This window comes from Mucilaginibacter sp. McL0603 (assembly GCF_049992945.1).
Taxonomy (GTDB): domain Bacteria; phylum Bacteroidota; class Bacteroidia; order Sphingobacteriales; family Sphingobacteriaceae; genus Mucilaginibacter.
This window is the reverse complement of record NZ_CP188251.1, coordinates 1,841,825-1,861,826: the sequence shown is the minus strand read 5'-3', so window position 1 is coordinate 1,861,826 and position 20,002 is coordinate 1,841,825. Positions and strand designations below refer to the sequence as shown.

The window sequence follows — 20,002 nt, the reverse complement described above, 5'->3', positions numbered from 1 at the left end:
CCCCGGTACAGACGAGAAATGAAGTTTAGTTAATTTGATTAATTTATAATAATCCTCAGAATTCAACATTGTACCTTTCGGCTTTCATCTTCTTACGAACCTCAAATATTAAATCATAAACATTTTTTACATCTTCAATTTCTTCCATCAAATTTGGGACACCTAACGACCAAGTGTTGCCTGGGCCGATAGTATATCGACCCGAAACCTTCGGTCCAATGATAATTGTACCGCTCTTATTTTTTCCCTTTGTAAAACTTATTTCTTTTATTGTCTGAATTGCGAAAGAATAGACACGTTTCGATAACACACCAGATTTGATAATTATTCTTTGTCCGGTAATTCCATATGCTGCGGTTTCTCTATACCTCTTATCATAAAAATAGCGGCCTGCCGCCAAAAAAATACCAAAAAATACCAAAAACAGTCCGGGTACGATTAGAAAAAAAATGCCAGAGTTAAGAACGGATAGCCAAAAGGAGCCAAACGCAATCAAAACGATTCCAAAGGGCGTCAAAAACAGATCATGTATTCTGAAAATAAAACCGGGGTTAGGTTGAGCAGCCCATAATAACGTTTCGCCATTGAAGAGCTCTATTGACAGATCTTCTTTTGCATAAGGATCTAGGAAAGGCATTTATTTGATATTTAATGCAAGATAATGATTTTTCAGCTTTGTTGCTGATACCGCCTTTGTTGGTGTCACCAACAAAACCGTCTGCTATATTATGGGCTAGTGAGAGACCAAAAAAGGGACATGATTTGATATCACATCCCTTTTTCCTTAATCTAATATTCTTACGGTTGTGAAATCACCGAAGTGATTTGAAACTCGCCCGCATTTCATCAACAAAAATTTTAGGTTGTTCCCATGCCGCGAAGTGGCCGCCTTTGTCGACCTTGTTATAATAGATAAGTTTGGGGTATGCCTTTTCTGTCCAGCTTTTCGGGGCTTGATAAAGCTCATCAGGGAAGGCGGTTACCGCAACCGGTATGGTGATACCCTTCGGAGCAAAGAAGGCAAGCTTGCTTTCCCAATAGAGACGTGCGGAAGAAATTGAACTACCCGTTAACCAATAGAGCGTAATGTTGTCAAGAATGTCGTCCCGGGTCAAGCCCTCAGACTGACCGTTGAAAACGCGTGTCATGAGCGCAAGGCTGACTCCGTCATGGTCAAGCATCCAGGCGGCCATGCCAATAGGTGAGTCCTGTATGCCGTACAACGTTTGTGGCCGGTTCGCCATCTCGTTAGCATAACCCAGGCCGTGCTTGTAAAAAAAGTCGAGCTGATTCCACGCATGTTTTTCATCAGCTGAGAAGCCGGATGGTGGCGGATCGTTGAATTGGAGTGCTTTGGCAACATAGGCCGGAACTGTGGCGGGCATATTGGTATGAATGCCAATCAATTCGGGTGGAGCCAGCAGGGCCATTTGTTCAGTAACGGCATTACCCCAATCACCGCCCTGCGCTACAAACTTCGTATATCCGAGGCGTTTCATCAGCACTATCCACGCCCGTGCAATATGTTGCGGATCCCAGCCCGTAGCATTCGGCTTGCCCGAAAAACCATAGCCCGGCAGTGATGGAATAACGACATCAAAAGCATCTTCCGCCTTTCCGCCATAGGCAACAGGATCAGTGAGCGGGGCAATGATCTTCATCTGTTCAATGATAGAGCCTGGCCAACCGTGTGAGATGATAATTGGCAGCGCATTTTTATTTTTAGAACGAACGTGAATGAAATGAATGTCAAGTCCATCGATCGTGGTGACGAATTGCGGCAAGGCCTTCAGTTTCGCTTCACACTTGTGCCAGTCATATTCTGTTGCCCAGTATTTCGCCAGTGCCTGCATAGTGGCAAGCTGCACGCCCTGCGATTGATCGTTAACAGTCTCGCGTTCGGGCCACTCCGTTGCTAAGATCCGGCGTTTGAGATCATCGAGCTTTTTTTGCGGAATGTTTACATGGAATGGGCGAATTGCATCGGAGCTTTTGTTATCTGTGGTTTGTGCGAAGCCCGGTGCGGCAAACAGGACAAAGGGCCCGGTAATACCTATGATAATTGTACTGGCAAGAGTTCGTCTGTTTATTTTCATTGTTTTTAAATTTTAATGTTTATATCAAATGGTAAATTATTCCGCTTAAGATTGGCAGTAACCCGGTCCGCACTCAAGCCATTTCGGGCTTTCATCTCTTTGTGCCTTAAATAAACTTTAGTTCGATATAAGCTCCTTATCTGTTGGCCTCGCCTAAACGGCGAAGCCTTCATGAACTCCTTAAAAAAACAAACAATGCTGTGATGTGAATAGATCCCGCAAAAGACAGGCATTTGATTGTCAAAATGATCTTTATTTTCAAAAAAGAGGGAACAGTCTTCATCATTATTATTTGGGAATATATATCCTTCATAATATGATTTTGGGGTTAAGAAGACCATATAGACATTCACTAAATTTGCCTGGCATTTACAGCATGTTGTGAAAGAAATTTTAAGGAAACAGATAGAAAAGATCGTAAAGCTAACAGACGAAGAGTTTCAATTTGCATTGTCTCACTTTTTCGCAAAATCGTTCAGGAAGCACCAATATGTTTTGCAGGCAGGCAACCCCGCTCCCAACGATCATTTTGTTGTTAAAGGGCTGTTAAAATCATTCTATTTAGATGAGACGGGTAAAGTCCATATTTTGCAGTTTGCAATGGAAGACTGGTGGATTTCTGATCCCCAGGCATATCATAATGGCCTTAACGCAACCTTAAATATAGATTGCCTGGAAGACACCCAGGTCTATGCCATCTCTTTAGAAAACCGGGAGAAGCTTTGTGCAGAGTCAAGAAAAATGGAGTACTTCTTCAGAAAAAAAACGCAGGCTGGATACATCGCCTTACAAAAGCGTATTCAATCTTTAATGAGTCAAACTGCCAAAGAACGCTATGATCAATTTTTGCAGTTATATCCTCAACTTTCACAGCGGCTACCCAAAGCACTCATCGCTTCTTATTTAGGAATATCACGGGAAACACTAAGCCGGATGGTGGAGCATTAATGTGATATACCTCACACTTTTTTTGTGAGGTATGTCCTATACTACCGGTTATAAGTTAGCGAACTTTGTACCAGTCAAAAAACAATTCTGAAGCATAACATCATGAATCAAATAGCATTAGTGGTTGGGGCAAGTGGTATTACTGGCAGCAATCTTGCCGAAAAGCTGATCTCCGCAGGATGGGTAACGTACGGTTTAGCCCGTAATCCTAACCATGAAATTAAAGACCTCAGGCCAATTTCGGCAGACCTGTTAAATGCAGACAGCCTTAGATTAGCATTGGCGGAAGTTTCCCCAACACACGTTTATATTACCAGTTGGATGCGTAACGAAACAGAAGCGGAGAATATCAGGGTCAACAGCCTGATGGTTCGAAACTTGTTAGACGTATTATCTGAAAAACATTCCGTCCAGCACGTTGCCCTAGTAACCGGCTTAAAACATTACCTCGGCCCTTTTGAAGCCTATGCCAAAGAAGGATTTTTACCCGAAACCCCTTTAAGGGAAGAGCATCCAAGGCTGGATATTGAGAACTTCTACTACGCCCAGGAAGATGAGGTGTACGCAGCTGCCGCCCGTGATGGTTTCAGCTGGAGCATTCACCGGCCGCATACCGTTATCGGGAAGGCCGTAGGCAATATGATGAACCTGGGCACCACTTTGGCCGTGTATGCCACAATTTGTAAGGAAACAGGCCGGCCATTTACCTGGCCGGGCTCAGCAGCACAATGGAATGGATTGTCGGACGTTACAGACGCCCGGGTACTGGCAGAACACCTGATCTGGGCATCCACAACGGCATCTGCCCGGAACGAAGCATTTAATGTGGTTAACGGCGATGTTTTCCGTTGGAGCTGGTTATGGAAACAACTGGCTGCTTACTTCGGAGTGGAGGCAGCAGGATTTGACGGCACTATCCATCCGCTCGAAAGAGAAATAGCAAATGATGATGCCCTTTGGCAACAGATTGCTGAGAAATATCATTTGAAAGAACCGCGTCTAAGTCGCCTGGCATCACCGTGGCATACCGATCTTGATTTAGGGAGACCGATTGAAGTAATGACCGATATGTCAAAAAGCCGCAAACTTTGGTTTACTATTTTCCAAAAAACAGACGAATCATTTTACGATCTGTTTGAACAATTGCGCGCGGACCATTTAATACCATAACATTTTTACCTTCTATGCATTTTGTCATTCTGAACGTAGTGAAGAATCTTCTGCGTTTACTAAGTATGCGCTATACTTTTCACCGTAAAGTCCTGATGAAGAAGATTCTTCGCTCTCGCTCAGAATGACAATTCTTTGTTTTATCTATCTTCCGAACTCCTGTAGTTTCCCACTCACAAAGGCAAAAGCGAATCAAATATCTAAGCGCTATTAACTTAACCCAACCGGTTTCCCAAAAGGCACCACCCCTCCTTTCCCATCCCGATAAGCCACCCGGACGGCAGTAACCGTTTTTTCATCTATCCATTCCAGCCATTTTTTTGTTTCGGATGATGCATTGACAGGTACGCTAAACATCTTATCGATATGAGGAAGTTCGAACACAAGGTAAAAGGTGATGTCGTAGCCATCGTAGGTGTACTTTAATACTACTTTGTCGCCTAAAGTATGCAGCAAAACATCAGCCCACATATCATTTAAGGTCACTAAAATTAAATGATATGTGCCGTTATCCTGGCGAGTTATCCTGACACCCTGTATATACGGTTTTATTTCGTCCATAGACTAATATACAGCCTTTGATCTCCCTAAACCGCATTCAAATTAAATGGAAGCTTTCTGATGCGTTTTCCGGTTAAATCAAAAATGGCGTCTGTCAGTGCGGGCGTAAATGGCGGCAGGCCCGGTTCTCCTACCCCTCCTGCATCCGCATCATTTTCCATAACATGTACTTCAATCGGTGGCACGTCACTCATTCGCGGCATCAGGTAGTTATAGAAATTCTTTTGCTCTACCAATCCATCTTTAAAGGTAATTTCATGCATAGTAGCTGCACCTAAAGCCATTACAATAGAGCCTTCTACCTGCGCTTTTATAATATCCGGATTTACGTACCAGCCGCAATCCATCACTGCCCAAACCTGGTCAATTTTAACTTTACCATCAGCATGCCGGGAAACCTTAACTACCTGCCCAACGGTGCTGCTAAAACACTCCGTAATAGCCACACCATACCCACCATTCTTCTCTCTCGATTTCCACCCCGATACTTCTTCCATTTTGTCAATCAACTTTTGACACCTGTCATCCTTTAAATATTGCCTGCGGAAGTCGAGCTGGTCTTTTCCGGCCAACACAGCCATTTCGTTCAAAAAGCTCTCATAAGCAAAACCATTTGTTGATGCATAAACCGAGCGCCACCACATGTTAGGCAGCGGCATTTCATAGGGCACATCAGCAAAGCTGATATTTTTTATACTATCAAAATATGGTTTCAGAAAGCCTTCTGAAGTACTGCCGTTCGCCTTGTCCCTTTTATCATTTTGCCAATGGTCGATATTTTGTCCCGCCATTTTGAATTTTAAAGCACTGACCACGCCATCTGTGATCGCACCCTGGCCCCGATAAGAGATACCTGCACGATAGGGTCCCTGCGTCATATCATCCTCCCTTGTCCAAACCACCTGCACAGGCCCGCCAATCTCTTTTGATATCATCACCGCTTCATGAGGATAGTCCATAAATGCCTTCCTGCCGAAACCTCCGCCCAGGAAAGTCATATGAACGATCACATTTTCCTGCGGTATCTTCAGCCTGCCACTGATATCCGCCTGGATCCAGTCAGGCGCCTGTATTGGCCCCCATATCTCTACTTTATCTCCCTGATAATGGGCAATGCAATTCAACGGCTCCATCGAACTATGTGATTGATAGGGCGTCTGGTAGATCACATCAATTGTTTTTGCGGCCTGCTTAAGTGCTCCATCCGGATCACCCTGGGTTTTGTAGGACAAGCCTTCCTGTGTTTTCAGTAACTCTTCGTGCTTTTTAAAAATGTCTGCGGTATTCACATGATCAAAGCCGCTATCATCCCACTCCACACGCAACGCTTTCTTTCCTTCAATAGCCGCCCAGGTAGAATCCGCTACCACAACAACACCTTCGCGGGTGGTATTAAAAACAGCCATATCTACCTTAAAAACATGTTTAACGCCGGGGATTTTCTTTGCGGCCGTATCATCAAAGCTTTTTACTTTGCCGCGCATTCTCGGGTTGCGTTCTACCGCAGCGTAAAGCATACCGGGCAGCTTTTTATCTAAGCCAAATATTGCTTCGCCATTGGTTTTTAATGGTGTATCCAGCCGCTGAAGCGGCTTACGGATCAACTTATATTCTGATATTTTTTTGAGCTGAACATTTTTAGGTGCTTCCAATTTTGATGCATCGGTAACCAGCTCTCCATAATGAAACTTCTTACCGGAAGGCTTATGAATAACGTTACCGGATTCGGCATAACATTCTGAAGCCGGAACGCTCCACTTGTTTGCTCCTGCTGTAACGAGCATCTGGCGCGCAGTTGCGCTCAGCATCAATAACTTTTTGTAGGAACCCCGGATAGTGGAGCTACCTCCTGTGATCTGGCTTCCGTATTTCTTATTGTCACCCTTGGCAAAAACGACATTGATATCTTTCAAATCAACCTCCAATTCTTCTGCAATGATCTGCGGAACTGATTGGTACGAACCCTGTCCCATCTCGGCCCGGTGATCGGTAAGCGTCACTTTGCCATCCGTGTCGATCATGATCCAGGCATTCATCTCAACTCCTGAACCTTCTGCCCCGGCTGCTGTAACAATCTCGCCTTTTTTTGCACTTGCCGGAAAATAAAAGCCTAAAAAAAGAGCCGTTCCGGCAACGCCGGATACTCTGAGGAAATTTCTTCTTGATATTTCTTTGGTTTCCATAATCACAGATGTTTTAGCCAGATATGCCTGACTGATTATCTTAAATATCTTTTTATTTTGCTTTTACGCCCGGCGCATAAGCCCCTTTATCTATCCATAAACGTACCTGTGCAACAAAAGCATTCCTGCTCATTGGTGGCAAAGTACGGCCCACGCCTGGATGCCATCCCCAACCCACCAGGCTATCATTTGCCATATGATCAATCAGTTGTGCTTTAGTGCGCCCGCCATTCTGTTTGGGATCGAGCAGCTGTAAAGCCAGTTGGCGGGGTGTACGGCCCTGGAATACCATCCGCATATTTGCAGGCGGCAGCGCCCATTTAGGATTACCCGGAGGCAAATGTAAGCCGGGATCATTTTCAGGCTGATGACAATTGCTGCAGCGCATAGAATAAACGCCATGCCCATCCACTCCCCTTTTAACATTCATGGTATGCAGATGACTATCGTCGCCCTGCAAAGGCACATCACCTGAGGGGTGGCAATTCATACACCGCGGGCTCATCAACACTTTATAAACCAACTTGAATGCTTTGACAGAGCCTACGCTGTCTTTCGCCGCAGTAGCATCGACTTTCCTTCTTACCGTTTCTGGCTTGAAAGATAAAGACAGTACCACTACGCTTGCCATCGCCAGCGCTATACTTAAAAAGATCAGTTTCTTCATGATTTGGCCCCCTCCCGCGCTAAGTCTGCAGCCTTGTGAATGGCTGCCCTGATACGCTGATAGGTTCCGCAGCGACAGATGTTGCCTGACATCGCATCGTCAATATCCTGATCCGTCGGGTTTGGGTTTTCACGAAGCAGTACCGCCGCCGACATCAATTGCCCCGACTGACAATAACCGCATTGCGGCACATTCAATTCGTTCCATGCCAGTTGCAAAGGATGGTTGTTGTTGGCAGAAAGTCCCTCAATGGTAACGATCTGCTGGCCTGCCGCGCGACTTACTTTAGTACAGCAGGACCGTATGGATTCTCCGTTCAGGTGAACGGTACAGGCACCGCACTGAGCCGCCCCGCAGCCATATTTTGTACCGGTAAGGCCCAGTATGTCCCTAATGGCCCAAAGCAAAGGCATATTGGGGTCAGCATCTATGTCATGCCGTTGCCCGTTGACTGTAATGGTGATCATAAGCGAATGAATTGGTAAATAAAGTTACATTAAAAACCAATATAAATATCGGAAGATATTTAGTATATCGTTAACAACAATCAAACAAAAAGTTAAGTTTTCAAGAAATTTGTCTAAAATGCTTTTCTTTTCAGTTACTGTTAATTGAGCATCCTGAACTCCAAAGGTGTACGGCCGACCCGTTGCTTAAATACCCTTGCAAAATGCTGGGGATATTTAAACCCCAATTCGTAAGCAATCTGACTAACGGTTTTATTCGTATCGAATATCTTTTCTTTGGCCATATCAATCAGTTTGGATTGTATATACTCCTGGGCTGTTTTGCCCGTTTCTTTTTTCACCAGGTCGCCAAAATAGTTTGGGGATAAATTAAGTTCGTCTGCACAATAAGCAACAGAAGGCAATCCGATCGTTTGCGGTTTTTCGGACTCGAAATAATTATTCAATAAGTTTTCAAACCTTTCCAAAACACCTTTGTGCACATGGTCGCGGGTGATGAACTGCCGGTCGTAAAAACGTACACAATAATCCAGTAGCAATTCTATATTAGCTACAATAAGTCTTTTGCTGTGTTTGTCAATAGATTGTTCCAGTTCGTAGTTAATTTTTGAAAAATAATCTAAAACGATACTCCTTTCGCGCTCCGATAAATGAAGCGCTTCGTTTGATTGATAGCCGAAGAAGGTATAGTCCTGTATATGCCGCCCAAGCGAGGTGCCGTGTATCAAGTCAGGATGAAATACCAAAGCATGGCCTTTGGGCTGATAAAAAACCCCTTTGTTGTCAATACCTGCTACCTGGCCCGGTGCAAGGAAAACAAGCGTTCCTTCCTGGTAATCGTAAGTGCGTCTTCCATACGTAATATCGCCACATTTCACATCTTTTAACAATATGGCGTAAAAGCCAACATTTATGCGCGAGCCGGTCCTTTCATCAGCCTTTGAAAAATCGATTACGCTAACTAAAGGGTGCCGGGTTATAATATTGTTAAAGGCATTATACTCACTAATGGTATTGAATCTTAGCAGCTTATCCATCTTCATTATTTTATTTATTCAAAGTTACCATTTTATTGATGCTCTGCTTTGCAGGTTCCCCTAATCAGTAATAATGGTTCAACAATCCGTAATCTGTATACCATCTGCGCAAACAAGGGGTAATACCTTTGTATTGTCAAAAAGAAATAAATATAAACATGAAAAATAGAACATTAGGAAAAAGCGGCCTCGAAGTATCAACTCTTGGATTGGGCTGTATGGGATTGAGCGTTAGCTATGGGCCTGCAACCAATAAAACGGATGCCATAAAACTTTTACATGCGGCGGTTGAGCGTGGCGTCACATTTTTTGATACTGCTGAAGCTTATGGTCCGTTTGTCAACGAAGAATTACTGGGCGAGGCCCTTGAGCCATTCCGCAACAAGTTGGTAATAGCAACCAAATTCGGTTTTAAGAGCGTTCCTAAAGAGTTACCAGTGTTAGACAGCAGCCCGAAACGCATCAGGGAGGTTGCCGAAGCATCACTTAAAAGGTTAAAAACTGATTATATCGATTTGTTTTACCAGCACCGGGTAGACCCGAATGTGCCTATGGAAGATGTGGCCGGTACCGTTAAAGATTTAATTCAAGAAGGCAAAGTTAAATACTTCGGGATGTGCGAAGCTGGTGCGGAAAGTATACGCAAAGCGCATGCAGTGCAGCCGGTCGCAGCCTTACAAAGCGAATATTCGCTTTGGTGGAGAGAGCCTGAGAAAGACATGCTACCCCTTCTTGAAGAGTTAGGAATAGGCTTTGTCCCGTTTAGTCCGCTTGGCAGAGGTTTTCTTACGGGAGCTATTAATGAAGATACTAAATTTGATAGTACCGACTTCCGGAACACCGTACCCCGATTTTCAACCGAGGCACGCAAGGCCAATCAGGCAATGGTAGATTTGCTTACAAGTATTGCAAAAGAAAAAGAAGCAACCCCCGCACAAATAGCATTAGCGTGGCTGCTGGCGCAAAAACCGTGGATAGTTCCCATACCCGGAACAACAAAATTGCACCGTTTGGAGGAAAACATAGGCGCTGTTAAGATAGCGTTGAGCAATGAAGATCTTGCTCAAATAGCCGATGCGGTTGCGGAAATTGAAATTGAAGGAGCGCGTTATCCTGAAAGCATGCAAAAGATGGTTGGGAAGTAAAGTAACTCAAATTAAACACCTGCTTAAAGAAGACTAAGTAATTATAGCCACCTAAAGCGAAAACCATGAAAAGAGTAATTTATTTGATTATTTTATTATCTACCGCTTCATTTACGCAGGCAATGGCGCAGGACGAGCCCATTTTCCCAAAAGGTGAAATATCTACAGTTAATAATCATACGGGGACTGTTTGGCTGACAGAATTAAATAAGGCTGACAGTACGATCGATTGCAACATTGCTACGGCAACCTTTGCTCCAGGTGCGAAATTAGACTGGCACATTCATCCTGCGGGACAAATTCTATTGATCACCGACGGCACCGGTTATTATCAGGAAAAAGGTAAGCCTATACAAATCGTCCACAAAGGCGATGTGATCAAATGTGCGCCGGGTGTACCGCACTGGCACGGGGCCGCTCCCAATAGTGCATTCACCTACATCGCCGTAAGTACAAAAGGCGCAACAAATAAAACGCAATGGCTGCAGCGTGTAACCGATGCCGAATACAACAGCACGAAGAATTAAACCAATTAACTAATTTAAAATTCAAAATCATGAAGAAAACAATTATCGCCATGTTATTGTGCATAGCCAGTGTGCAGCTATTGCATGCTCAGGCTAAACTGCCGAACTCGCCAGGTGCAACCGTTACAAAAGAAGAACAGGAACTGCTTGATCTTTCCAAAACAAAATGGAAATGGATGTCAGATAAAAACGTTGAATCGTTAGGTGGTTTGTTTGCTGAGAATTGTGTATTCGTCCATATGGGTGGTAGCTGGGGCAAGACCCAAGAATTGAATACCATTAAAGGCGGCTTTATCTGGTATAAAAAAGCAGAAGTTTATGGCGCGTCTGTAAACATTTTTGGTAACACTGCTATCTTGTTAAACGACATCGACTTGCTGGCAGTAGTCGGGGGCAACGAAGTCGTGCATGCTTTTATGGTGACAGAGGTTTACCTAAAGGAAAATGGAAAATGGAAAATGGGTTCCCTCACTTTTTCAACACTTTTAAGGCCAGTTAAAATGAAAAGCAGCAATCAACCCGCACAGCCCCAACATTAACGCCAAATGAAAAAAACAATCCTTCTCCTGGTTAGCTTGTGTATAATGTCGGCATACTCGAACGGACAATCCATATCTCCAAAAAAGATATTGATCGTGTATTTGTCCCGCACAAACAATACAAAGGCAATAGCGGAAATTATTCATAACAATATAGGGGGAACGTTGGTGCCAATTGAATTGCAAAAGCCTTATCCTGCAAACTACCAGGCAACGGTAAAACAGGTGGTAAATGAAAATGAAACAGGTTATTTACCACCTTTAAAAACAAAAATTGACATTCAAAACTATGATGTTGTGTTTGTAGGTTTCCCAACCTGGGATATGCAGTTGCCGCCACCAATTAAGAGTTTTTTAAAACAATATGATTTGAGCGGAAAAACAATCGTGCCATTTAATACTAACGCGGGTTATGGAATCGGTAGTAGTTTTCAGACTGTGAAGGAGTTGTGCCCCAACAGCACTATATTAGAAGGGTTTTCAACCAAAGGCGGGATAGAAAGAGACGGGATTTATTTCGTAATGGAGGGGGCAAAGGAAAAACAGGCACAAGACGAAATAGAAAAATGGTTGCAGAAATTAAAGTTTCTGAAATAACTGTTTAGTAAAAAAGGCAAACAAACGATTTAAAACTTAAAAGTCTTGATTATCATTAACTACTCTGTGGTTCGCTGTGATACCTTTGTTTTTATAAACTTAAACAGCCGGATGCTGTTGACAATAATAAAGTAAAGCTATATATGGAAATTAAACGCAGCGGATCACAGCCATCAGGAAAAGGTCCCGCACAATATTTTACCGGGACGGTTCGTATTGATCCGCTTAACAATCCACCAGAACCGTCCCGCGTTGCAATGGCACTGGTTACTTTTGAACCTGGCGCGCGTACAGCCTGGCATACCCATCCTTTGGGTCAAACACTGATAGTAACCACAGGGTATGGCTGGGTGCAACGCGAAGGTGACGAAAAACAGGAGATCCGCTCAGGAGATGTGGTATATTTTTTCCCGAACGAAAAGCATTGGCACGGCGCTTCTGCTACTACGGCAATGAGCCATATTGCTATACAGGAAAAACAGAACGGTTCCCCGGTAGACTGGATGGAACATGTATCAGATGAACAATATAGCAGTGTTCTTAAAAAAGAAATTTAACCATGGAAAAAAGAAAATTAGGTAAAAGTGGCCTGGAAGTTTCAGCAATGGGATTAGGCTGTATGGGAATGAGCTTTGGCTACGGCCCGGCTGTAGATACACAGGCTGGTATAAAACTGATCCGGGCTGCATTTGATATGGGTGTCACTTTTTTTGATACTGCGGAGGCTTACGGCCCATTCGCAAATGAGATCTTGCTGGGTGAGGCCTTGGAGCCTTTCCGCAACCAGGTGGTGATCGCAACCAAGTTCGGTTTTCTGGGTAGTGACTCTCAAGCAGGGCTTGACAGCAGACCAGAGCGCATCAGGGAAGTAGCTGATGCCTCACTGAAACGCCTGAGGACCGACCGTATCGACTTGTTCTACCAGCATCGTGTTGATCCGAACATACCTATCGAAGATGTAGCCGGGACAGTAAAAGAGCTGATCAAAGCAGGTAAAGTAAAGCACTTCGGGATGTCCGAAGCAGGTGTAGAGTCTATCCGCAGAGCTCATGCTGTTCAGCCCGTTGCCGCCCTTCAGAGCGAGTATTCGCTATGGTGGAGAGAGCCGGAGCAAAAGCTAATGCCAACGCTTGAAGAATTGGGTATCGGTTTCGTACCATTCAGTCCATTGGGCAAAGGCTTTCTGACAGGAGCGATTAATGAGAAAACTAAGTTTGACAGTACCGACTTCCGCAATATTGTGCCCCGTTTCTCAGAAGAGGCAAGGAAAGCCAATCAGGCTTTGGTTGATTTGCTTGGCAAAATCGCGGAGCAAAAAAATGCTACTCCTGCACAGATAGCACTTGCCTGGCTGCTTGCTCAAAAGCCATGGATAGTTCCAATTCCGGGTACTACCAAATTACACCGCCTGCAGGAAAACATGGCCGCAGCTGATATTAAGCTAACTACCAATGATCTTCGAATGATTGAAGAAGCCGCTTCCCAAATTACTATCGAGGGTGACAGGTATCCGGCACACTTGCAGCAACGGGTAGGCAAATGATACCTGATTAATTTGAAATGAAAAATGTAATTATTCCCTGTGCCAGCGGCAACATCACTAATTCTTAATAAACTCAGAACAATCCAACGAAACCAAAAGTTGTTGGATTGTTTTATCTCTCCAATTAGGAATAGGAGGGAAATCTTTAAATTAGAGAATCCAATACTTAAAGATATTTCTGCACATAGTCAACCCTTAATAATATGTCAAACCAATTTGTGGCCCTCATAGCCAACATTGCCCTCACCTTATCTGTTATTGTCGCCGTTATTTTTGGAATTGCACAGGTTAAAACCTCCAACAAAGACCGTCGGGAACGACTGACACTGGACACCCTCCGAAGCTTTCAGACACGGGAATTTGCCGAAATGCTGAGTTATATCAACACAATTAAAATACCATACACAGTAGAAGAATGGCTTGACTGGCCAAAGGAAGATCAGATACGGATTATACACCTTTCTCAGCAAATGGAATCACTCGGCCTAATGTTAGCGGAACGCCTTATTAATATTGACCTGGTTGACAAAACCTTAGGCTCTTTCGTCAGCACAACATGGGTGCTGTACAAACCCCTGATATTAGATATGAGAGAGAAAAATGCCGACCCCTACCTTAGCGAGTATTTCCAATGGATGGCAGAACAACTTGATCGGCGTATGAAAGAGAAACCACGGAAGCCATTTTTTCTATCTACTAAAACGGCGGTCTAGAAATTATCAATTAAAAACAAAAACCCTCTTTCCGCACAGCGAAGAGAGGGGAGGTCCAGCACAGCGTCGACCGGGTGAGTAAACTACACGCGCGACGAACAAATCTAAAATTGCGAATACACCACCGGCTCCGCTATGGTATGCCCTATCACCAACTCCTCAATTTCAGGTATAATGGCCAGTTCAGTTTCATTGTGTGCTTTTTCAAATGCGCTTAACGCATCCGATTGTTGTTTTACCCAGTTGGCATCATTAGCAGTGCCCTTATCCATCCTATCCAAAGCATCCAACCCAATAGCTGCCGCCGCAGAAAGATTTTTTGAATGATCTGCAATCTCCGCCAGCCGTTTATTGCCAACAAACAAAGGTTTCAACTGCGCATCATTTTGCTGCCATGCCACCAAATAAGCTTTAATAGCGATTGCCACATTTTTATCGTGCTTCTCCAAATACAGCTTCACCAAAGCCCTGAATTTCCTTTTCGTTGCGGGGTCGGTTGGTATGATATCCGACACCGAGGTTAAAGGCGTGGTTTGATAGGCGGACTGCGGCGGCTTCATCATTCCGGCAATCATTTTTTTATAGCCCTTTACCGGGGTAAGCACATCGGTCAATGTTTGCAGGTGTTCGGTTGACTCACCATTCGTTAGTCTGCGCAACGCTCGTTCATAATTAGTCAGGTGGTTTAGTCCCTGCTCGTCCAGTTCATTGCTCAATACATTCAGCCTGCGATACATATCATCCACATCCGTCACATTTACAGGCGACCATAGCCTTTCGGCAATAGCCCCGGCGCGCGGCCATATCCTGCCATCGATATTATCAGTATTGGCAAGCTCCGTCCATTGCGCAGCCTCTCCGCCCAAAATATTCGGGTTATTCGCGGCAGCAATTGAAGCATTATTATAATGGATATAAGCCGGCAAAAACTGGTCTAAATAAAAGCCATCAGATATCAGCACCGGGTTGTGCTGCGCGATGTCGTTTGGGTTACCGTACGATTTGATCATGCCATTATCCTGCGGTATCCATTTATGTACAATCGCATCCTTGGGCAGTTGATCGTTATATATTTCCTCCCATCCTATCATTTGGCGGTGATGCTTTTTCATCACGCCATAAACCCGTTGCACAAAATAACGCTGCAGGTCATCCGTGCTTTGCATTTGGTGCTGCGTCATCCAGTCCATTATTTTCGGGTTCAGCTTCCAGGCCATGCCATTATTCTCATCCGCCCCTATATGCATATATCCTGCCGGGAAGATCGTGGCCATCTCGCCAACAAACTTATCCAGGAAATCATACACCTTTTCATTGGTTGGGTCGAAAGTCGGCGCCACCATATTTGCAATAATATCAGCAATGGAGTTACCCTGCGGTACTTTAACCTCCGGGTGCTCCTTTTGCCACTGCATCCGCGGACCGGGGTGATAAGGACCCGGCAGACTTGCCAACTCCGGATACCCGGCAAACCAGCTCTGCGCATGCCCCGGCATATCAAACTCAGGCACTACTATGATACCCCTGCCGGCAGCATATTTTACAATTTCCTTTAACTGGGCCTGCGTGTAATAATCACCGCTCGATCCTTTCTGATGCAGTAACGGAAACACTTTTGATTCTACCCTAAACCCATCATCATCTGTCAAATGCCAGTGCAATACATTCATCTTCACGGCTGCCATTGCATCAATATTCTTTTTCATTTCCTCAAAAGAGATAAAATGCCTTGCCACATCGATCATCAACCCGCGCCATTTAAAACGAGGGGAATCATCAATAACAATTAATGGGAAATAATAACCATTCTCATCCTTATCACAAAGCTGAATAATCGTTTGTAATCCACGCAGTGCCCCAATAGAAGTTACGGCATTAAGCACGATTTGCTTTTCATTTACTTTCAGCGAATAGCTTTCATCCACACCAATCCCGGCCAGTACCTGTGTTTTTACATTCACCACTAACGATGCCGAATCATTCTTATCTGCCGTAGTAATATACTGCTGCCCAAATACCAAACCTGTTTTGCGGTTCAATACCTGGTAAGTACGGTTCACAGCTTTATATAAAATAGTGTCCCTAGCGTTGCCTTGTACCGAAACAGTAAATTTATTACTGATGCGGTTCTTACCTGTATTCACCGTCAGTTGTTTAGGCAGAGGCATCAGGTTCAATGTATTTTGCTGCGCGATGGCTGCCAATTGGCAAATCAATAATGTAGCTACAAACAGGATCTTCTTCATATGATTTATTCGTTATGATATGGATTATTTTCAATTTCTTTCAGGCCTTTTTCGGTACACATGCCGCGGATGTAAACCTCAACCAGGTTTTTAAATAGCTCGTAAGGACTACCTTCATAATCTTTATAGTCTTCTGATCGGGTGATAGAGGCGTATAGCAGCCCAATACCCTTAAGCGCTACTTCGGGCATAATAAACCGATGGAAGTAGCCTTCTGTAATACCTTTTTGTACAAGCGGGATCATTAAGCTGCCATAGCTATTACTAATGCGATTGATGGCCGTATTTTGTAACTCAGGATAATAATAATTCAGATCATGAAAAAAAGCATGGCTTACGCCAAAATCCTTACTAACAGTTGCCCTGAAAAGAATAAGCAATTTATTAACCGGACTATCATCAGTGCTCAATATCGCCATAAACTCATTATGATAACCGGAATACAGCACCCGCAAACATTCCTCCAGCAGTTCTTCCTTACTGCTAAAATACTTGTAAACCGTTTTGGTGGATATCCCCATCGGTTCAACCAGTTTTTTAACCGTCATACTACGAATACCGTGCTGCAAAAACTGCGCAAGAGCTACTTCAGTGATCTTTTCTTTCAATTTGGAAAATATTTATCTGATTATATTTTCCAAATGTAAATGGAAAATTTTAATTAGCAAATATTTTCCATTAAATTTTTCTTGATTTTTTTAAAGTCCCTCTCCCTTGGAGAGGGGTTGGGGTGAGGCGTTTACGATATTAACCCAGTACCGACATCGTCAGTTCAACGATATCATCAAAAACGGCCTTATCCGAGGTTAATTTTGCCGATACCCGGATGCCCTGAACCGTATTAATGATGAAACGGGTTAGCGCCCTTGCATCTTTTTTATTAGTGATCTCGCCACTCTCCTGGCCTTTTTTAATTGCCTGGTAAAAGGCATCCTCTATCAGTTGATCGTTCCTGCAAATCATGTTGTTCACTTCTGCATCATGCGGGGCAACTTCAACGGCCGCATTGGTCATAAAACAACCCTTGTGCAGGTTATCACCTACCATTTCATACGTAGTAAGTTCAAGTAACCGCCTTATCGCAACTTTTGCCGAAACGCTGTTGCTAATGATATTGCACATCGCACCTGATGACGATGTCTGGTAGCTCTCTAAAGCCTTCATAAACAAAGTATGTTTATCGCCATAGGTATCATACAAACTCGACCGGCTAATGCCCAACCCATCCACTAAATCCTGCATAGACGTGCCGTTATAGCCCTTGTACCAAAAAAGGTCTACCGCCTTTTTCAGCACTTCATTCTCATCAAAATCTTTAGTCCTTGCCATAACAGAAAAGCTTTGCCCGTTAATGAGCAAAGCTATTAATTTTTTTTAGTCAGTGCTCATTAGTCACTGGTCATTCATAACCGGTTACCTGTAGATTTTTGATCACTGATTAACTAATGACTAATGACCAATTTATCTTGATCCGCCACCGGCCAAAATAGTTTCCCCTGTTAACCAGCCCGAATCATCAGATGCCAGGAATACTGCGATTGGCGAAATATCTTCCGGCTGACCAATACGGCCAAGCGGTGTGGTTGTTTCTGCCCATGTCTGGAAATCACTGCCAATGAAACCTGCTGTATGCGTACCCTCAGTTTCTACCATACCAGGGTTGATAGAGTTTACACGGATCTTTTTAGGACCTAATTCTTTCGACAATACTTGTGTGATCGAATCTACGGCACCTTTTGTAGCTGTATAAATAGCACTTCCAGGAGGAGTGATGCGGCTCACAACAGAACCAATATTGATCACGCTGCCACCATTTGTACCAAAGCTTTTCACTGCGCCTTGCGTTGTCAGTAACAAACCCAATACATTAGTGTTAAACTGACTATGGAATTGCTCTTCAGTAATTTCTTCTATATTACCAAATTGGTATATACCTGCGTTGTTCACCAGGATGTTAACGCCACCAAAAGCTTTATTGGTTTCGGCAAATAAACGGTCCACATCGGCTGTTTTAGAAACGTTACCCTGTACAGCTATGGCTTTTCCACCTTTACCTGTTATCTCAGCAACTACCTTGTCTGCGCCTTCTTTTGACGAAGAATAATTTACTACGACTGATGCACCTGCTTCAGCTAAACTTTTTGCTATCTGGGCGCCAATACCTTTTGATGCTCCTGTAACTACTGCTACCTTGTTTTCTAACTTTTTCATTGTTTTTGTGTGATTACTTTTTCTATTCGGAATAATCGTTCCGCAAAGGTAAATACAAATCGGAACAATCGTTCCGATTAAATTCAAAGATTAAGATTGAATGACAATCCGCTTCAAAAAATGATCGATTGCGTTCGTTATTCGATATTCAAAATTCGATGTTCGATATTCTAAGAGGTTTTCAGCCTTGTATCAAAAGTAAAGGGTTTTACTACGGCTATTTTGATCTGGTTAAAATCAGGGTGGGCAGGATTAAGCAGGTAATTATATTCAAGGTCAATAATGGCCGAAGGCACTTTTAAAACGGCTGTCTCCTGTGTAGCCAGCCAGCGATCGCCTATAGACTGGGTGTTGGGGTAATTGATCACCTTTGTCCAGTCCGGGTTATTTTTTATAATATCTACCAACTTAATCTCTTTGATCTTTATTTTATCAGGCAGATTATACATGGTAACAGAAAAGGTCCCTGAGTATAATGAAGTGCCGGAAGTATGTGCGAGCTTTTCCAGGCACGATAAAGCAAGCGAACCACCTGTATAAATCACATATTGCCCGTTGGAGTTCCACCGCCCATCAACCCCCGACCCTTTCCGGTCGTTTGCATATTTGGTTTGGCCGATGCGGTAGAGATGCATGGAATTTATTTACTGAATTATCGAATTACTGAATTATTGATTGAATTTATTTGTTGACAGAATTGTCGAATTATTTCTTGTCGAATCTTTCATAAATCAATAATTCACTAATTCATTAAATCAATAATTATTATGCGGTTGCGCCGTAATCAATACGGATGAGTTCATTCATGACGATACTGATGCCGGTAATAGTATCTAATATATCAAAGGGGGTAGCATCAATGCCGGTATTGTAGTGTTTAAGCCAGTTTTTAAACTCACTGATAGAGCCAAAGGTATCCAGGCCCTTATTAAAAAGCTCAAATAGCTGGATTATGTGCTCACTGATGCCCAGGTTTAACTCTTTAGTATTTTGTATATGCTTGCGTAATGTAGGTTCGGTAATATCAAGCCATTTGGATACATCGGTTTGTGTAGCCCCGGTTATCTCAATAAGATCATTGATAGCGTTTGGCTGTAACCCTTTTTTTATCGCATCAAGCTTGGCTATCGGCGATCTGAAATAAGTGGTATAAGGCACAAGCAACTCTGCAACCTGCTGCACAGGTGCATCTTCCAGGTTGTATACCTTGTATCGCTTGCCATCTTCATAAATATAGTTGGCTTTGCTATGTGTTGTAACTTTTTCTTTTGCCCCCATACACAAAGGTAATATTTTCCCAATTAAAACGAAACTTTTTTCCAATTTGTTTCAATTCATTTATAATCACCGTT

Annotated in this window: 22 protein-coding genes; 9 read left to right on the top strand and 13 right to left on the bottom strand. The window is 43.5% G+C overall.

Annotated elements, in window-relative coordinates; translation table 11 throughout:
- Positions 1–55: 55 nt before the first annotated feature.
- Positions 56–637, bottom strand: coding sequence for a PH domain-containing protein (locus ACPPVU_RS08600; protein ID WP_426671281.1), 582 nt, complete (start codon positions 635–637; stop codon positions 56–58).
- A 175-nt stretch (positions 638–812) separates the two neighbouring features.
- Positions 813–2,096, bottom strand: coding sequence for an epoxide hydrolase family protein (locus tag ACPPVU_RS08595; RefSeq protein ID WP_426671280.1), 1,284 nt, complete (start codon positions 2,094–2,096; stop codon positions 813–815).
- A 381-nt stretch (positions 2,097–2,477) separates the two neighbouring features.
- Here ACPPVU_RS08595 and ACPPVU_RS08590 point away from each other — a divergent pair, with 381 nt between their 5' ends.
- Positions 2,478–3,044: a Crp/Fnr family transcriptional regulator gene (locus ACPPVU_RS08590; RefSeq protein ID WP_426671279.1), complete on the top strand. Its 567-nt coding sequence runs from the start codon at positions 2,478–2,480 to the stop codon at positions 3,042–3,044.
- Positions 3,045–3,146: 102 nt separating this feature from the next.
- Positions 3,147–4,214, top strand: a complete 1,068-nt coding sequence (locus ACPPVU_RS08585; RefSeq protein WP_426671278.1) for an SDR family oxidoreductase — start codon at positions 3,147–3,149, stop codon at positions 4,212–4,214.
- Between the two features lie 210 nt (positions 4,215–4,424).
- Here the strand turns inward: ACPPVU_RS08585 and ACPPVU_RS08580 are convergent, their stop codons facing one another.
- The 5 genes from ACPPVU_RS08580 to ACPPVU_RS08560 form a co-directional block, all read right to left on the bottom strand.
- The gene (locus ACPPVU_RS08580) at positions 4,425–4,775 is read right to left on the bottom strand and encodes a hypothetical protein (RefSeq protein ID WP_426671277.1); all 351 of its coding nucleotides are present in this window, start codon (positions 4,773–4,775) and stop codon (positions 4,425–4,427) included.
- A 26-nt stretch (positions 4,776–4,801) separates the two neighbouring features.
- Positions 4,802–6,958 (bottom strand): molybdopterin cofactor-binding domain-containing protein, encoded by a 2,157-nt coding sequence (locus tag ACPPVU_RS08575; RefSeq protein ID WP_426671276.1) that lies wholly within the window; start codon positions 6,956–6,958, stop codon positions 4,802–4,804.
- Between the two features lie 52 nt (positions 6,959–7,010).
- Positions 7,011–7,625, bottom strand: coding sequence for a hypothetical protein (locus tag ACPPVU_RS08570; protein ID WP_426671275.1), 615 nt, complete (start codon positions 7,623–7,625; stop codon positions 7,011–7,013).
- Positions 7,622–8,092, bottom strand: a complete 471-nt coding sequence (locus ACPPVU_RS08565) for a (2Fe-2S)-binding protein (protein ID WP_426671274.1) — start codon at positions 8,090–8,092, stop codon at positions 7,622–7,624. Before ACPPVU_RS08565 ends, ACPPVU_RS08570 begins: the two co-directional genes overlap by 4 nt.
- Positions 8,093–8,232: 140 nt before the next feature.
- Positions 8,233–9,129: a helix-turn-helix domain-containing protein gene (locus ACPPVU_RS08560; protein WP_426671273.1), complete on the bottom strand. Its 897-nt coding sequence runs from the start codon at positions 9,127–9,129 to the stop codon at positions 8,233–8,235.
- A 158-nt stretch (positions 9,130–9,287) separates the two neighbouring features.
- On the opposite strand from ACPPVU_RS08560, the gene ACPPVU_RS08555 reads away from it, so the two are divergent.
- The 7 genes from ACPPVU_RS08555 (at position 9,288) to ACPPVU_RS08525 (ending at position 14,193) form a co-directional block, all read left to right on the top strand.
- Positions 9,288–10,274, top strand: a complete 987-nt coding sequence (locus ACPPVU_RS08555; RefSeq protein WP_426671272.1) for an aldo/keto reductase — start codon at positions 9,288–9,290, stop codon at positions 10,272–10,274.
- A 65-nt stretch (positions 10,275–10,339) separates the two neighbouring features.
- Positions 10,340–10,801, top strand: coding sequence for a cupin domain-containing protein (locus ACPPVU_RS08550; RefSeq protein WP_426671271.1), 462 nt, complete (start codon positions 10,340–10,342; stop codon positions 10,799–10,801).
- 29 nt (positions 10,802–10,830) lie between these two features.
- A complete protein-coding gene (locus tag ACPPVU_RS08545) occupies positions 10,831–11,340 on the top strand; it encodes a nuclear transport factor 2 family protein (protein WP_426671270.1) in 510 nt (169 codons plus the stop codon).
- A 6-nt stretch (positions 11,341–11,346) separates the two neighbouring features.
- Positions 11,347–11,937 (top strand): flavodoxin family protein, encoded by a 591-nt coding sequence (locus ACPPVU_RS08540; RefSeq protein WP_426671269.1) that lies wholly within the window; start codon positions 11,347–11,349, stop codon positions 11,935–11,937.
- A gap of 143 nt (positions 11,938–12,080) precedes the next feature.
- Positions 12,081–12,494, top strand: coding sequence for a (R)-mandelonitrile lyase (locus ACPPVU_RS08535; protein WP_426671268.1), 414 nt, complete (start codon positions 12,081–12,083; stop codon positions 12,492–12,494).
- Positions 12,495–12,496: 2 nt separating this feature from the next.
- Positions 12,497–13,480, top strand: coding sequence for an aldo/keto reductase (locus ACPPVU_RS08530; RefSeq protein WP_426671267.1), 984 nt, complete (start codon positions 12,497–12,499; stop codon positions 13,478–13,480).
- Positions 13,481–13,683: 203 nt separating this feature from the next.
- Positions 13,684–14,193, top strand: a complete 510-nt coding sequence (locus ACPPVU_RS08525) for a DUF4760 domain-containing protein (protein WP_426671266.1) — start codon at positions 13,684–13,686, stop codon at positions 14,191–14,193.
- 104 nt (positions 14,194–14,297) lie between these two features.
- Here the strand turns inward: ACPPVU_RS08525 and ACPPVU_RS08520 are convergent, their stop codons facing one another.
- The 6 genes from ACPPVU_RS08520 to ACPPVU_RS08495 all read right to left on the bottom strand — a co-directional run bounded on the left by ACPPVU_RS08520 (position 14,298) and on the right by ACPPVU_RS08495 (position 19,928).
- Positions 14,298–16,439, bottom strand: coding sequence for a beta-N-acetylhexosaminidase (locus tag ACPPVU_RS08520; RefSeq protein WP_426671265.1), 2,142 nt, complete (start codon positions 16,437–16,439; stop codon positions 14,298–14,300).
- Positions 16,440–16,444: 5 nt separating this feature from the next.
- Entirely contained in the window at positions 16,445–17,047 is a 603-nt protein-coding gene (locus ACPPVU_RS08515) for a TetR/AcrR family transcriptional regulator (protein WP_426671264.1), read from the bottom strand.
- Positions 17,048–17,186: 139 nt separating this feature from the next.
- A complete protein-coding gene (locus ACPPVU_RS08510) occupies positions 17,187–17,768 on the bottom strand; it encodes a TetR/AcrR family transcriptional regulator (RefSeq protein WP_426671263.1) in 582 nt (193 codons plus the stop codon).
- 132 nt (positions 17,769–17,900) lie between these two features.
- On the bottom strand, positions 17,901–18,650 hold the full coding sequence (locus tag ACPPVU_RS08505) for an SDR family NAD(P)-dependent oxidoreductase (protein WP_426671262.1): 750 nt from the start codon (positions 18,648–18,650) through the stop codon (positions 17,901–17,903).
- A gap of 170 nt (positions 18,651–18,820) precedes the next feature.
- Complete coding sequence (locus tag ACPPVU_RS08500) at positions 18,821–19,285, bottom strand: RES family NAD+ phosphorylase (RefSeq protein WP_426671261.1); 465 nt, start codon at positions 19,283–19,285, stop codon at positions 18,821–18,823.
- A gap of 130 nt (positions 19,286–19,415) precedes the next feature.
- The gene (locus ACPPVU_RS08495) at positions 19,416–19,928 is read right to left on the bottom strand and encodes an antitoxin Xre/MbcA/ParS toxin-binding domain-containing protein (RefSeq protein WP_426671260.1); all 513 of its coding nucleotides are present in this window, start codon (positions 19,926–19,928) and stop codon (positions 19,416–19,418) included.
- Between the last annotated feature and the right edge of the window lie 74 nt (positions 19,929–20,002).

Coding starts and splice junctions, on each gene's coding strand:
- ACPPVU_RS08520 (WP_426671265.1), bottom strand. CDS start 16,439: ATGAAGAAGATCCTGTTTGTAGCTACATTATTGATTTGCCAATTGGCA.
- ACPPVU_RS08525 (WP_426671266.1), top strand. CDS start 13,684: ATGTCAAACCAATTTGTGGCCCTCATAGCCAACATTGCCCTCACCTTA.
- ACPPVU_RS08600 (WP_426671281.1), bottom strand. CDS start 637: ATGCCTTTCCTAGATCCTTATGCAAAAGAAGATCTGTCAATAGAGCTC.
- ACPPVU_RS08510 (WP_426671263.1), bottom strand. CDS start 17,768: ATGGCAAGGACTAAAGATTTTGATGAGAATGAAGTGCTGAAAAAGGCG.
- ACPPVU_RS08530 (WP_426671267.1), top strand. CDS start 12,497: ATGGAAAAAAGAAAATTAGGTAAAAGTGGCCTGGAAGTTTCAGCAATG.
- ACPPVU_RS08535 (WP_426671268.1), top strand. CDS start 12,081: ATGGAAATTAAACGCAGCGGATCACAGCCATCAGGAAAAGGTCCCGCA.
- ACPPVU_RS08545 (WP_426671270.1), top strand. CDS start 10,831: ATGAAGAAAACAATTATCGCCATGTTATTGTGCATAGCCAGTGTGCAG.
- ACPPVU_RS08500 (WP_426671261.1), bottom strand. CDS start 19,285: ATGCATCTCTACCGCATCGGCCAAACCAAATATGCAAACGACCGGAAA.
- ACPPVU_RS08550 (WP_426671271.1), top strand. CDS start 10,340: ATGAAAAGAGTAATTTATTTGATTATTTTATTATCTACCGCTTCATTT.
- ACPPVU_RS08585 (WP_426671278.1), top strand. CDS start 3,147: ATGAATCAAATAGCATTAGTGGTTGGGGCAAGTGGTATTACTGGCAGC.
- ACPPVU_RS08495 (WP_426671260.1), bottom strand. CDS start 19,928: ATGGGGGCAAAAGAAAAAGTTACAACACATAGCAAAGCCAACTATATT.
- ACPPVU_RS08570 (WP_426671275.1), bottom strand. CDS start 7,625: ATGAAGAAACTGATCTTTTTAAGTATAGCGCTGGCGATGGCAAGCGTA.
- ACPPVU_RS08555 (WP_426671272.1), top strand. CDS start 9,288: ATGAAAAATAGAACATTAGGAAAAAGCGGCCTCGAAGTATCAACTCTT.
- ACPPVU_RS08505 (WP_426671262.1), bottom strand. CDS start 18,650: ATGAAAAAGTTAGAAAACAAGGTAGCAGTAGTTACAGGAGCATCAAAA.
- ACPPVU_RS08540 (WP_426671269.1), top strand. CDS start 11,347: ATGAAAAAAACAATCCTTCTCCTGGTTAGCTTGTGTATAATGTCGGCA.
- ACPPVU_RS08575 (WP_426671276.1), bottom strand. CDS start 6,958: ATGGAAACCAAAGAAATATCAAGAAGAAATTTCCTCAGAGTATCCGGC.
- ACPPVU_RS08565 (WP_426671274.1), bottom strand. CDS start 8,092: ATGATCACCATTACAGTCAACGGGCAACGGCATGACATAGATGCTGAC.
- ACPPVU_RS08560 (WP_426671273.1), bottom strand. CDS start 9,129: ATGGATAAGCTGCTAAGATTCAATACCATTAGTGAGTATAATGCCTTT.
- ACPPVU_RS08580 (WP_426671277.1), bottom strand. CDS start 4,775: ATGGACGAAATAAAACCGTATATACAGGGTGTCAGGATAACTCGCCAG.
- ACPPVU_RS08595 (WP_426671280.1), bottom strand. CDS start 2,096: ATGAAAATAAACAGACGAACTCTTGCCAGTACAATTATCATAGGTATT.